We start from the raw sequence: 12353 nt of genomic DNA, 5'->3' as shown, positions 1-12353 counted from the left end.
TAAGCTGGAGGCATGACTGCTCCTGCCGCCGCCACTGTGCTGGTATTCCTTGACCCGGACTACGAATACGGCCGGATTGCCGACCCCACCCAGCCGCAGCTGATGGCCACCGATCTGGGAGCCACCCGGGGTGACGGTGTCTTTGAGTCCATGCTCGCGGTGGCCGGCCGCACCCGGAAAGTCGATGCGCACCTTGACCGGCTGGCCGGTTCGGCACGTGCCCTGGACCTCGACATCCCGGACCGGGAGGTCTGGCGGCGGGTGATCGGGACGGGCGTCGCGGCGTTCCGGTCAGATTACCCGGCGGCTTCCCGTGAGGAGGACGAGTGCGTGGTCAAGCTCCTGGTGACGCGGGGCGTAGAAGGCGCCGAACGGCCCACCTGCTGGGTCCAGGTTTCGGCGGTCGGGGCAGCGGGCCGCCGGCAGCGCGAAGCGGGTATCGACGTCATACTGCTGGACCGCGGCTACGACAGCACCGTCGGCGAGCGCGCACCGTGGCTCCTGCTCGGCGCCAAAACCCTCTCCTACGCGGTGAACATGGCCGCCCTCCGCCATGCCCACAAGCAGGGCGCGGACGACGTCATCTTCACCTCGTCCGACGGCCGCGTGCTGGAGGGCCCGACGTCGACAGTTCTGCTGGCGCACGTCGAGGAGTCCGACGGCGGCACAAAGGTGAAGCGCCTCATCACGCCGCAGCTGGACAGCGGCATCCTCGCGGGCACCTCGCAGGGTGCCCTGTTCGCCGCAGCCAAGGCGGCCGGCTGGGAGCTCGGCTATGGACCGCTGGAACCGCAGGACCTATTCGACGCCGATGCCGTGTGGCTGATTTCCAGCATCCGCCTGCTGGCGCCTGTGAATTCGATCGACGGAAAAGAAATTGGCACCCCGGCACTGCGCAAGCAACTGACCGCGGAACTGGCTGAGCTGTTCGCCGGGATCGAGTAAACGGCACCAGCCGCTTGTTTGCGCCACCACGCAAACGTCGCAGGAACCATCCGGCGAACCATCCACCCCGCTGAGGGCGACGAATAACCGGCATGAGCAATGCGGAGAAAAAGAACCTGCGGTACTGCGACTACTACTGCTTCATGTCGTTGGCGGATTTCACTGCCTGGGTGCAGGACGACAGCGGCAGCGAACCGGACATGTCATATACGCGGGTTCCGAAAACCCGCACGTGAGATGTCGGTTCCAAAAAAGACAGACAAATTTTAGGTCCCCGTTGTACTCTTCTAGAACGGCCTGACCGCAGCATTCCCAGGGATGCGACGGTAAGGGCTGTGTCCCGGGCTCAGCCGGAACGAGTAGCCACAAAGGAATAGCCGATGTCCAGGGATGAAACCTCCCTTCCTGCATTGACAGACTCACTACCCGAGGGCTTGGGGGCCCAGGCAGCGTTGCCAGGGGACGTGGGTGAAATAACCGTGCGCTGGCAGGCACAGGAAATTATCGACCTGCTCCTGGCCGAGTCCGATCCGGACAGCGCCTGGAGCCGTGCGCGCCTGCGTGAGCTGGCCTCCTCCCATCCCGACAGTCCCGAGTTCGTGCTGCTCGAACACCTCAGCGCGGTCACGGCCATCACCAACGCCGAGGATGAGGCCGTGGAGCCGGTCCTCGCCGAGGCTGAGCCTGTTCCGGTTCCGTTTACCAGGCGGAGCAGGAACAGGATCGAAGCCGTCCTCGGTGACAAGATGCTCATGACGGCCTTCCAGCCGGTGCGGCAGCTCCCCGACGGCCACGTCATCGGCGTCGAAGCCCTGACCCGCTTCGTGAGCGATGACGGTGCCAGCGCGGACCACTGGTTCAGTGAAGCGGAATCCGTAGGCCTCGGCACCGATCTTGAAGTTGCCGCCCTGCTGCGGGCACTCACCGCGGCTCAGTCTGTTCCCGAACCCCTCTTCATTGCCCTGAACCTCACCCCGACAACGTGCTTGGATCCGCGTATCCAGGGCCTGCTGGAACACTCCCAGCTGGCGATTGACCGGATCGTCATTGAGCTGACCGGCCAGGTAGCCCCCGACCAGTACGCTCCGCTGACCGCCTCACTGGCGCCGCTTCGCCGCCGCGGCTTGAGGGTTGCCGTGGACGGCGCCGGCGCGGGCTTCACGTCCATGGACCAGATACTCGAGCTGTGCCCGGATATCATCAAACTTGACCGCCGTTTCATCCAGGACATCGAGCATTCGGAAGGGCAGCAGCTCCGTGGCGCGGCGATGGCAAACCTCGCGCAGTCCATCGGCGCCGAGCTCGCGGCGGAAGGAGTGGAAACCGTTGCTGAACTGACGGCCGTAACGGCTCTCGGGATGACCGCGGCGCAGGGCTACCTCCTGGGCAGGCCATCGGTGCACCCGCTGGATTGGACCGCCTGGATCCGTTCTGACAGCGAAACCGCCGCGAGCGGTTCGGCCTCCTGACCAGCCCGTCTTAGTCCAAGTCCAGACGGATGTGGTTGTCCGCAAGCCAGTCCGGGTTGAACGCCTTGCTCAGGTAGTTGAGCCCGGTGTCCGGCGCGATGGCCACCACCAGGGATCCATGCGGGGCGGCCCGTGCAACGCGCAGGGCGGCAGCAACCGTCAGCCCTGAGGACGGACCCAGGGACAGCCCCTCCTCGTTGAGCAGCTTGTGCACGGTGGTGTACACCTCGTTGTCCGGAATGCGGAGGAATCTGTCCAGCAGTCCGGGATCGAAGACCTTGGGCCAGTCGGGCTTCGGCCAGGAGTTGCCCACGCCATCCACCAGGATCCGGCCCGGGTGCCCGCCACTATATACCGAGCCGTACGGATCGGCGCCGATCACCTCCACATGGCCGGACGACTTCTCCTTCAGAAACCGCCCGTTTCCGGTGATGGTGCCTCCCGTGCCCACCCCCGCCACGAAATGCGTGATTCTGCCTGCCGTCTGTTCCCAGATTTCAGGCCCGGTTCCCTCGTAGTGCGCCCTCGGGTTGGCCGGGTTGTCGAACTGCAGGGGACGCCAGGCGCCCGGCGTCTCTGCCGTGATGCGCGCCGCCACGGCCCTCGCGTTGGCCGGCGAATCGGAGGGCGCGCTCCAGTCGGTAAACACCACCTGCGCCCCGTATCGCTGCAGCGCCTCGAGTTTTTCGGACGAGATGGAGTCCCCCGTCACCACCACCACGGGATGCCCGGTCAGTGCCCCGATGAACGCCAGCCCGATCCCTGTGTTCCCCGACGTGCTTTCCACGATGGTGCCGCCGGGCTGCAGGTCACCGCTGCGCTCGGCCGCCCGCACCATGCTCAGCGCCGTCCGGTCCTTGATGGAGCCGCCCGGGTTCTCCGATTCCAGCTTCACGAAGACAGTTCCGGGAAGTCCCCGGCTGAGCGTTTCCAGGGGCACGAGCCGTGTGGAACCCACCTGGGCCAGCACAGTGTCGGCGTCCGCCTCCACGTCAATGGCCGGCGCCGCATGCCGTGGCAGCCCGTCCTCCCCGGTGGTGATGCTCATCCCTCTCCGCCGATCTTCTCCGTCAGTCTTCTCCGTCTGTCCGCGGCATCCGCAGCTCAGGCAGCTCCGGCAGGAGTTTCCGCAGCGCCTCCCGTCCGCGCTCCACCAGCTCCGCCGCCGGCAGGTGCTCCGCGAGGAGCCCGGACAGGCAGTCGACGACGGCGGACGTCCCCTTACCGAGCGGCCGCACCTCCGCATCGGACTCCCTTTCGCCGGCCTCCGCCTCCCGGGTCTGGGCCAGCAGGTAAGCGGCGGTCAGGGCCTCGATGGTGAGCAGCTCCTCAGCGGCCCGCACCGACCGTTCCAGCTGCTGGAGCGCCAGCGGTGCCAGCGTTGAGTGGTCCTCCACGTCGGCCGAAAGGGTGGGGGCACCAAGCGTGGCCGGTGCCGCCAGGAACTTCAGCTCGGCAAGCAGCCCGGCGGCGGAATACCAGAGCAGGCCCGGCAGCTCCTCCGACGCCAGGGGCGTGCCGCTGCGGGCCGCCTCCAGGTTCAGCTGGCGGATGAGCCTCTGCGGCGGATAGAGCTTGGCGATCCGCCGCTCGCTGCTGATCCCCAGATGGGCCAGCCCAAGCCGCAGTGTCTCGAAGGCCAGGGCCAGCTGCATGGGCTGGAAGTTTCCGCCGGAAATCATCCGACCCGAATCCAGGTCCGTCAGCGGATTGTCGCCGCGGCCGTTCAGCTCCACCTCAAGGGCATCGGCAAGGGCGGTGACCTGGGCACGGAACGCCCCGTGCGTCTGCGGGGCGGCCCGGAAGGACAGCGCGTCCTGCACCGAGGCCTGACGGTACGGATCCTCAAGCCAGCCTCCCCGGACCAGGTTCCGGACGTTCGCCGCCGAAATGCGCTGGCCGTCCACCGGCTTGGCCGACTGCACAGCCGGCGAAAACGGGCTGAGGTTCGCACCGCCGTCGTACCTTCCCGTGGCCTCCAGTGACAACGCGAGGGCGGTGTCCGCGAGGTCTGCCACACGCAGCAGGCGGCCGAGCTCCAGCGCTCCGGCACCGATTGAATATGAGTTGGCGCTGACGAGGGCCAGGGCCTCGCCGGGCGCAAGCACCAGCGGCTGCAGGCCGGCCGCGGCGAGCGCCGCGCCTCCGGGCACCAGCGGACCGTCGGGGTCCAGCGCATGGCCTTCTCCAATGGCGACGGCGGCAATTGCGGCCAGCTGTGTGAGGTCTGAGGAGCCCACAGAGCCCTCGCGGGGAACGGCGGGCACCACTCCCCGGTTGAGCAGTTCAGCGTAGAACCGGGCTGTTTCCGGCCGGACACCGGAGCCGCCCCGGGTGAAGCCGATCAGCCGCGCCAGCATCACGGCGCGGACCTCCGCCGGGGTGAGCAGGGCGCCGATGCCGCTGTGGTGGTAGCGGACCACCTGCACCTGGTAGTCGAGGACGGACTCTTCCTCCACGGCCGTGTCCCTGCCAGAGCCCAGCAGGGTGTTGAGCCCGTACACGCGGTGTCCCGAGTCGATCGCGGCCTGCACCACCTCACGGGACAGGCTGATCAGGTCCAGCGCGTCGGCACTCAGGACCACCTCGACCGACGGATCGGCCGCCACCCTGGCCACGTCGGCGGCCCGGAGGTGCGCCGTGCCGATCAGGAAGGTGCCGGATCTGGTTCCCGGCATCGGCTCTTCAGGTCCTCCGGTCCCTGTCATGGCACTGAAAGTCCCGTCATGGCACTAGAAGTCCAGCAGGTTCCGGCGGAGTCCGCCGTCGCCGTAGGTCGTCCGCAGCAGTCCGCGCCGCCGCAGTTCCGGTGCCAGTTTGTCCAGCACTCCGTGCACGGTGGCCGGGTCCACGAAACCGGAAAACAGGAAACCGTCCCCGCCCACCGCTGCGCCTGTCTCCTCGAGGTGATCTGCAATTTCCCCGGCAGTGCCGATGATGCTGTCGCCGGCGCCGCCGCTGCGGGCCTGCAGGATCTCGCGCAGGGTGGAACCGGGCGGGGCCGCCTTGGAGAAATGCTCCAAGGTGCCCTGGTTGCTGTTGGTGGTCAGCTCCGGGAGCGGCTCGTCCAGGTCGAACTGTTTGAAGTCGATCACCGAGAGGTAGGAGATGGAGTTGAGCTGGCTGTCGATGTCCCGCTGCGTCAGTTCCTTGCGCGCGGCCCGCAGCTCGTCGGCTTCCGCCGTGGAGCCCACGACAGTGGGTTTGAGCACGAACAGCACCTTGACGTCGTCCGGGTTGCGGCCTGCCCCGGCTGCCTCGGCCCGGATGGAATCCCGGTAGGCCTTCATGCCGTCCACGCCGCGCGCGAGCGCAATGGCGACGTCCGCATTCCCGCCCGCGAACGCCTTGCCCCGCGGCGACGCACCTGCCTGCACCAGCACGGGCTCCTCGGGCAGGGGGGCCGTGTTCAGCGGGCCGCGCACCTTGAAGAACTCGCCGCTGTGATGGATCGGGCGCACCTTGGTGTGGTCGGCGAAGACACCGGCCCGGGAATCCTCCACGACGGCGTCCGGTTCCCAGCTGCGCCACAGCTTCCGCACCACGTCCACGAACTCCTCCGCCTTCTCATAGCGGAGGTCGTGCTCGATCTGCTGGTCCACGCCGTAGTTCTGGGCGGCGAGGTCGCTGCCGGAGGTCACCACGTTCCAGCCGAGCTGGCCGTTGGAGAAGTGCTGCAGCGTGGCCAGCAGCCGGGCCGCCGTGAACGGCGGGTAAAAGGACGCGCTGACCGTGGGGACAATGCCCAGGTGATCCGTGGCGGAAAGCAGGTACGGCACCAGGGCCAGCGGATCGTGCTTAGGCGCGAAGGACGCCTGCGCGAGGGACACCTCAGCTGTTCCCCCGTAGGTGTCCGGTACGGTCAGGGAATCCTCGATGATAAACAGGTCCAGTCCGGCCCGCTCGAACTCCCGCACCGCGTGCTGGTACAGCGCCGGTTTCTTCCAGTCGTAACCGATCCCGTAGCCCGGCGTCCCCCAGCCCTGAACCCCGAACCCGTGGCCCACAAACCACCCAAAATGGAGCATGGGACGGACTGTACTGGCGTTCGACTCATTCACTGCTGCCTGGTTTCATCCGGCGTTACGGCGGTTCATCTTCCGTCATTATGCACCCGGGCAGCCCCTTTGTAACCGCGGCGCGGGACCAGGTGCGGCCGGTTCGGAGGTCCCGGCAGGCCCGTCAGTGCCGCCGCGCTGCGGCCGGAAGCGTTACGGAACATGACGACGACGGCGGTGCGCGCCGCCGTCGTCGGTGTTACGTTTTTGGGGAGTCATGAGTACCGGCGCCAAGCCCTGACTGGCCGGTCGGCAACCCTCCCTCGCGGCGGGGTGCCTCAGGTGAATACTCGGCATATCGACCACTTCGAGCTGCAAGCGTGAGAGAAGGAGATCCGTCATGACGGAAGCCCCCGCCGGCGTTACCCTGCCAACCCAGCAGGTTACATCTGAGGACAAGCTGGCCTACCGCCTGATTACCGGGCCGGACAACCGTGCCTTTTGTGAGCGCATTTCCGACGCGCTGGCCGAAGGCTACGTGCTGCACGGCAGCCCCACGGCCGCCTTCAACGGCAGGGACGTGATCGTGGCGCAGGCCGTCGTCCTCCCCGTCGCCGTCGCCACGGCAGACGCTGCGGTTGCCACGGCAGTGGACCAGCTGGACTCTGACGAGAACCTGGACGCGGAAGCATTCGAGGGGCACGCATGAGCTACGCCGGAGACCTCACCCCGGAGGAGGCCTGGGCAAAGCTGGAGGAAGGCGCCGTCCTGGTGGACGTCCGCACCGAGGGCGAATGGGCCCACATCGGCATCCCTGACACCAAGGCCACCGAGAATGACCCGCTGTTCATCCAGTGGACCTTCCCCGGCGGCATCCCTAACCCGGACTTCATCGAGCACCTCCGGCAGCAGGCGCCGGAGGACCAAGGCACGGAGCTTGTGTTCCTGTGCCGGTCCGGCCAGCGCTCCATCGCCGCCGCCATTGCCGCCACGCAGGCCGGCTTCACCTCGTACAACGTCCTCGAAGGGTTTGAGGGCGAACCCGACCGCTATGGCGAGCGCACCGTCAACGGCTGGAAGAACCGCGGCCTCCCGACCAACCTGGGAAAAAACTAAGTGACTTTCAATCAAGATGCCGCCGGCTGGAGCCCCGAGACCCAGGCCGTACGCGGCGGGCTGGACCGCACCAATTTCCAGGAGACCACGGAGCCGATTTTCCTCAACTCCGGCTTCGTTTACGAGTCGGCGGCGGCCGCTGAGCGGGCGTTCACTGGCGAGGACGAGCGCTTCGTCTACTCCCGCTACGGCAACCCGTCCGTCGCCACCTTCCAGGAACGCCTGCGCCTCCTCGAAGGGACGGAGGCCTGCTTCGCGACCGCGTCGGGCATGTCCGCCGTGTTCACCGCTTTGGGCGCGCTGCTGGGCGCCGGCGACCGCATCGTGGCCGCCCGGTCCCTGTTCGGCTCTTGCTTCGTCATCCTGAATGAAATCCTGCCCCGCTGGGGCGTGGAAACCGTGTTCGTGGACGGACCGGACCTGGAGCAGTGGCGAGTAGCCCTGTCCACCCCGGCAACCGCCGTCTTCTTCGAGTCGCCGTCCAACCCCATGCAGGAGATCGTGGACATCGCCGCGGTCAGCGAACTGGCCCGTGCGGCCGCCGCGAAAGTCGTCGTCGACAACGTCTTTGCCACTCCCCTGCTGCAGCGCTGCGGCGAGCTCGGCGCGGATGTTGTGGTCTACTCAGGCACCAAGCACATCGACGGCCAGGGCCGCGTGCTGGGCGGCGCCATCCTCGGCACCAAGGAATTCATCGACGGGCCGGTCAAGCAGCTCATGCGCCACACCGGCCCTGCCCTCTCCGCGTTCAACGCGTGGGTGCTCACCAAGGGCCTGGAGACCATGGCGCTGCGCGTGAACCACTCGTCGGCCACGGCGCTGCGCCTGGCCGAATGGCTGGAGGACCAGCCAGCCGTCAGCTGGGTCAAGTACCCGCTGCTCAAGTCCCACCCGCAGTACGAACTCGCCGCCAGGCAAATGAAAGCCGGCGGCACCGTTCTCACCCTGGAACTCGCGACGACGGCCGGCCAGTCGGGCAAGGACGCCGCCTTTGCGCTGCTGGACGCCCTGAAGATTATCGACATCTCCAACAACCTCGGCGATGCCAAGACCCTCATCACCCACCCGGCCACCACCACCCACCGGGCGATGGGTCCTGAAGGCCGGGCAGCGATCGGACTGACCGACGGCGTGGTGCGGCTGTCGGTCGGGCTGGAGGATCCGGAGGACCTGATCGGCGACCTCGAGCAGGCGCTTAAGCAGATCTGAGGTTCAGGGTTCGGCCTGGACCGTCAGCCGGACCTCCACCTCGTCACCGGCGACAAGGTGCGCGGCGTCCCGGACGGATTTCTTCACCGGCAGCAGGTACGAGCCACTCTGCGCGTCAGGGAAAATGGAGGTCTGCCAGGACTGGCCGCCAGCCTGGGCAGTCACCTTCACGGACCCGAACCCCTTCCGGAAAGCGGCGGACTCCTCCCGAATGTCGTCGGCGACCCCCACGGGCAGCGTCAGGAAATGCCACCCTGCTTCCCCCGGGTAGAGCCACAGTTCTGCGCGGAATGAGTACGAGGTCGCCACGGTCCGAGTATGGCACCGTCACAGACATTTGTTGGATTTGATCCTGGCGCGAACGGGCAGTTGTGGCCCCAAATCCGCCGCGAAAAGGGGGCTTAAGTGTCCGTTCGCGCTCCGGGCAGGGGGTCAGGGCTGGCGCACGTGCACCAGCTCGGGCGCCGGAACAGGGTCCGTTTCTAAGTCGTTATCCGTTCCCCGCATCGTCGCCCGCACAGCATGCGCGACGACGGCAGCCAGCCCGCCGTCGTCGGGCGCTGCTTTGTCGATCACCGTCTGCCGCACGCGGCGCTGTTCCTCAGCACCGGTGCCGCGCTCAAAAACGGCGGCGATGCCGTTGCGTACGAGCTCCACTTCGCCCTGCTCGGCGAGCACGGGTTCGAGATATTCCACCAGGGAATTCACCACGTCGGCGGCGGGCGCCGGGCGGAAACTGCCGAAGTCCAGGAGCTCGCCGCAGAGGCCGAATTTACTGGCCTGCCACGACGCCATCCGCAGCAGCACGGTGGGGACGGGGGAAGGCTCCACACCTCCGCGCCATTCCCGTGCCGCAGTTTCTACGAGGGCGCGGACCAGGACTGCTATGAGCGCCGCGTCCTCTGCACGGAGGCAGACATCAGCCACCCTGACCTCCACCGTGGGATGGTTGCGGGAGAGCCGGGCGTCGAAGTAGATCATGCCTTCGTCCAGCATGACACCGCTCTCCAGCAGCCGCTGCACAAGGCGGCGGTAGGCGGATATGCTGCCGAAGATGGCGGACGGGCCCGACGTCGGCCACCGGTTCCACGCCTGTGTCCGGTAACTTTCAAACCCCGTTTCCATCGAGTTCCAGAACGGGGAGTTGACGCTGAGGGCCATGAGCACGGCCAGCTTGTCCCGGATCCGGTCCAGAACCGCCGCACCTTCCTCCTGCGACTCGATGTAGGTGTGGACGTGGAATCCGCAGGTCAGCTGTTCCTGAGCGGTGAGCCCAAACCGCTCCAGCATGCGTGCGTATCGGGGGTCCGGAGTGGTGTGGCTGGCCAGGGCCAGCGGTGACGTGGCCAGTGCGGCGACGCGGGCTCCCTGTTTGAGCGCCGCCTGATCCGCCATGGCCCGGCCTGCACGGATCTGGCGGAGCAGCTCATCATGATCCAGGCACGGGCGGGTCTGGGTCTCGATCTGCTCGAGTTTGAGTTCAGCGCTCAGGCCCATTTCGTCGTCGTCGAACGGGGTCTCACCGTGCGGCTCCAGCACCCGGGGCTTGTCCGGGGCGTCATCGGCTGCAAGTTTTCGGCCGGCGAGCAGCGCATCGGCGAGCGCCAGTGGCTCTCCCGTCCGGGGATCCACGATCAGCAGTTCTTCCTCGACCCCAAAAGTCCGCATGCGTACATTGTCCGTCAGACCAGCCGAAACGTCCCCGACATGACGAAGCGCGAACGTGCAGTTAATGCCCTCACATTCGTCGTTGGAGGGCCTTAAGTGCCCGTTCGCGCTCGACGGCGGGGGCTTAAGTGTCCGTTCGCGCTCGGTTTGTGCGGCGGGTCAGTCCTGGAAGTACTCGATCTTTGCCCCGATGGTGTTAAGCCGCTCAGCCAGATCCTCGTAGCCGCGCTCGATCACGTAGATGTTGCGCAGCTCGGACACGCCCCGCGCCGCGAGCATGGCCAGCAGCAGGCACGCGGCCGGCCGCAGCGCCGGCGGGCAGCCTACCTCGGCGGCACGCCACCGGGTGGGGCCGTTCACGTAGATCCGGTGCGGATCCAGCAGTTGCACGCGTGCCCCGAGCTTGTTCAGCTCGGTGAGGTAAATGGCCCGGTTCTCGTAGACCCAGTCGTGGATCATCGTCTGGCCCTCCGCGTTGGCGGCGATGACGGCGAAGAACGGCAGGTTGTCGATGTTCAGCCCGGGGAAGGGCATGGGGTGGATCTTGTCCTCGGGTGCCCGCAGCTCGGACGGTTTGGTGGTGACGTCGACCAGCCGGGTACGGCCGTTGCGGGCCACGTACTCGCCGGAAATCTCCAGCTTCTGGCCCATCTGCTCCAGCGTGGCCAGCTCGATCTCCATGAACTCAATCGGCACCCGGCGGATAGTCACCTCGGAATTGGTGACGATGCCGGCGGTGATGAGGCTCATCGCCTCGATCGGGTCCTCGGAAGGAAAGTACTCGATGTCGGCGTCAATGGATGGCTTGCCGGTGATCTTCAGCGTCGTGGTGCCGACGCCGTCGATCTGGATGCCGAGCCGCTCCAGGTAGAAGCAAAGGTCCTGGACCATGTAATTGGGGCTGGCATTGCGGATGACGGTGGTACCGCTGCGGTGGGCGGCGGCCATGATGGCGTTCTCGGTAACGGTGTCGCCGCGTTCGGTGAGCACAAAGGAACGGTCGACGCCGTCCGCCACGGGTGCCTGCACCGTGTAGAAGCCTGCGCTGGCCTGCACGGCCAGCCCGAACTGGCGCAGGGCCTGCATGTGCGGCTCGACCGTCCGGATTCCGAGGTCGCATCCCCCGGCGTAGGGCAGCCGGTATTCTTCGGCTTCGTCCAGCAGCGGACCGAGAAGCATGATCACGCTGCGAGTGCGCCGGGCAGCTTCAACATCCATGGACTCCAGGTCCAGGACGGCAGGGCGGCGGAGCCGGAGGTCGTTGTCGTTGAGCCAGGTGCATTCGACACCGATGCTTGAGAGCACCTCGACGATCCTGTTGACCTCCTCGATGCGTGCCAGGCGGCGCAACGTGGTGGTGCCGCGGTTGATGAGGCTGGCGCAGAGAAGCGCCACCCCGGCGTTCTTGCTGGTGTTGACGTCAACAGAGCCGGAGAGTGTCTGGCCGCCTTCCACGCGGAGGTGGGTCATCTGGGACTTGCTCAGCTGCACGATGCTTTGTCCAAAGATCGCCTCCAGCCGCTGGATCATTTTCAGGCTCAGATTTTGCTTGCCCTGTTCCATTCGGGCGACCGCACTTTGGCTGGTCCCCAGTTCGGCGGCGAGCTGTTCCTGGGTCCAGCCCTTTTGCCCGCGGGCATCCCGGAGCACGAGGCCAACTTGTTCGGCTGTCTGCTGTGTCATGAAAGAAATATATCATTTATGAGTTACTACTGCTCAGTGCCGGGGTGTTTCAATCCGAGATCGGCGGCCGCTACCCGCGTCATGCGATGATGCTCCCGCCAAGATGGACGGCTTGGGGAGACGTTCTACTACCGACCACCGGCACCCTGCCAGGCAGAGACCCCCTGCGGCACTATGCGCAGCGGGCGGCTGGGCCTTGACCTGACCACTCACCGGGAGCAAGCTAGCGCTAGCGGTTAGCGGCCACGATGAGGGAATGGGAGGC

General features: G+C 66.6%; 12 protein-coding genes and 1 riboswitch. Of the genes, 6 read left to right on the top strand and 6 right to left on the bottom strand.

Annotated elements, in window-relative coordinates:
• Positions 1–12 precede the first annotated feature (12 nt).
• From ACIP9X_RS15195 to ACIP9X_RS15185, 3 genes are all read left to right on the top strand, one after another.
• The gene (locus ACIP9X_RS15195; protein WP_400480580.1) at positions 13–945 is read left to right on the top strand and encodes an aminodeoxychorismate lyase; all 933 of its coding nucleotides are present in this window, start codon (positions 13–15) and stop codon (positions 943–945) included.
• 92 nt (positions 946–1037) lie between these two features.
• Positions 1038–1181: a hypothetical protein gene (locus ACIP9X_RS15190; protein WP_400480579.1), complete on the top strand. Its 144-nt coding sequence runs from the start codon at positions 1038–1040 to the stop codon at positions 1179–1181.
• 144 nt (positions 1182–1325) lie between these two features.
• Positions 1326–2414 (top strand): EAL domain-containing protein, encoded by a 1089-nt coding sequence (locus ACIP9X_RS15185; protein WP_400480578.1) that lies wholly within the window; start codon positions 1326–1328, stop codon positions 2412–2414.
• A 10-nt stretch (positions 2415–2424) separates the two neighbouring features.
• Here the strand turns inward: ACIP9X_RS15185 and ACIP9X_RS15180 are convergent, their stop codons facing one another.
• Genes ACIP9X_RS15180 through ACIP9X_RS15170 form a run of 3 tightly spaced genes read right to left on the bottom strand, consistent with a single transcriptional unit; the run spans position 2425 to position 6442 of the window.
• Positions 2425–3462 (bottom strand): PLP-dependent cysteine synthase family protein, encoded by a 1038-nt coding sequence (locus tag ACIP9X_RS15180; protein ID WP_400480577.1) that lies wholly within the window; start codon positions 3460–3462, stop codon positions 2425–2427.
• A gap of 22 nt (positions 3463–3484) precedes the next feature.
• Positions 3485–5092, bottom strand: coding sequence for an aromatic amino acid ammonia-lyase (locus ACIP9X_RS15175; protein WP_400480576.1), 1608 nt, complete (start codon positions 5090–5092; stop codon positions 3485–3487).
• Positions 5093–5146: 54 nt separating this feature from the next.
• Positions 5147–6442, bottom strand: coding sequence for an NtaA/DmoA family FMN-dependent monooxygenase (locus ACIP9X_RS15170; RefSeq protein ID WP_400480575.1), 1296 nt, complete (start codon positions 6440–6442; stop codon positions 5147–5149).
• 243 nt (positions 6443–6685) lie between these two features.
• Positions 6686–6799: riboswitch (SAM riboswitch) on the top strand.
• Between the two features lie 13 nt (positions 6800–6812).
• On the opposite strand from ACIP9X_RS15170, the gene ACIP9X_RS15165 reads away from it, so the two are divergent.
• The 3 genes from ACIP9X_RS15165 to ACIP9X_RS15155 are packed head-to-tail and all read left to right on the top strand — an operon-like array spanning position 6813 to position 8737.
• The gene (locus ACIP9X_RS15165) at positions 6813–7121 is read left to right on the top strand and encodes a DUF1737 domain-containing protein (protein ID WP_400480574.1); all 309 of its coding nucleotides are present in this window, start codon (positions 6813–6815) and stop codon (positions 7119–7121) included.
• Positions 7118–7528, top strand: coding sequence for a rhodanese-like domain-containing protein (locus tag ACIP9X_RS15160; protein WP_400480573.1), 411 nt, complete (start codon positions 7118–7120; stop codon positions 7526–7528). Before ACIP9X_RS15165 ends, ACIP9X_RS15160 begins: the two co-directional genes overlap by 4 nt.
• Complete coding sequence (locus ACIP9X_RS15155; protein WP_400480572.1) at positions 7529–8737, top strand: O-succinylhomoserine sulfhydrylase; 1209 nt, start codon at positions 7529–7531, stop codon at positions 8735–8737.
• Positions 8738–8740: 3 nt separating this feature from the next.
• Here ACIP9X_RS15155 and ACIP9X_RS15150 read toward each other — a convergent pair whose 3' ends face one another.
• The 3 genes from ACIP9X_RS15150 to ACIP9X_RS15140 form a co-directional block, all read right to left on the bottom strand.
• Complete coding sequence (locus ACIP9X_RS15150; protein ID WP_400480571.1) at positions 8741–9046, bottom strand: DUF1905 domain-containing protein; 306 nt, start codon at positions 9044–9046, stop codon at positions 8741–8743.
• Positions 9047–9169: 123 nt separating this feature from the next.
• Positions 9170–10405, bottom strand: coding sequence for a glutamate--cysteine ligase (locus ACIP9X_RS15145; protein WP_400480570.1), 1236 nt, complete (start codon positions 10403–10405; stop codon positions 9170–9172).
• Positions 10406–10564: 159 nt separating this feature from the next.
• The gene (locus tag ACIP9X_RS15140; RefSeq protein ID WP_400480569.1) at positions 10565–12088 is read right to left on the bottom strand and encodes a UDP-N-acetylglucosamine 1-carboxyvinyltransferase; all 1524 of its coding nucleotides are present in this window, start codon (positions 12086–12088) and stop codon (positions 10565–10567) included.
• Between the last annotated feature and the right edge of the window lie 265 nt (positions 12089–12353).

This window comes from Arthrobacter sp. NPDC093125 (genome assembly GCF_044754225.1).
Classification (GTDB): Bacteria; Actinomycetota; Actinomycetes; order Actinomycetales; family Micrococcaceae; genus Arthrobacter.
This window is presented reverse-complemented; position numbering and strand designations above follow the sequence as displayed.

Coding starts and splice junctions, on each gene's coding strand:
- ACIP9X_RS15195 (WP_400480580.1), top strand. CDS start 13: ATGACTGCTCCTGCCGCCGCCACTGTGCTGGTATTCCTTGACCCGGAC.
- ACIP9X_RS15145 (WP_400480570.1), bottom strand. CDS start 10,405: ATGCGGACTTTTGGGGTCGAGGAAGAACTGCTGATCGTGGATCCCCGG.
- ACIP9X_RS15165 (WP_400480574.1), top strand. CDS start 6,813: ATGACGGAAGCCCCCGCCGGCGTTACCCTGCCAACCCAGCAGGTTACA.
- ACIP9X_RS15180 (WP_400480577.1), bottom strand. CDS start 3,462: ATGAGCATCACCACCGGGGAGGACGGGCTGCCACGGCATGCGGCGCCG.
- ACIP9X_RS15185 (WP_400480578.1), top strand. CDS start 1,326: ATGTCCAGGGATGAAACCTCCCTTCCTGCATTGACAGACTCACTACCC.
- ACIP9X_RS15140 (WP_400480569.1), bottom strand. CDS start 12,088: ATGACACAGCAGACAGCCGAACAAGTTGGCCTCGTGCTCCGGGATGCC.
- ACIP9X_RS15190 (WP_400480579.1), top strand. CDS start 1,038: ATGAGCAATGCGGAGAAAAAGAACCTGCGGTACTGCGACTACTACTGC.
- ACIP9X_RS15170 (WP_400480575.1), bottom strand. CDS start 6,442: ATGCTCCATTTTGGGTGGTTTGTGGGCCACGGGTTCGGGGTTCAGGGC.
- ACIP9X_RS15160 (WP_400480573.1), top strand. CDS start 7,118: ATGAGCTACGCCGGAGACCTCACCCCGGAGGAGGCCTGGGCAAAGCTG.
- ACIP9X_RS15175 (WP_400480576.1), bottom strand. CDS start 5,092: ATGCCGGGAACCAGATCCGGCACCTTCCTGATCGGCACGGCGCACCTC.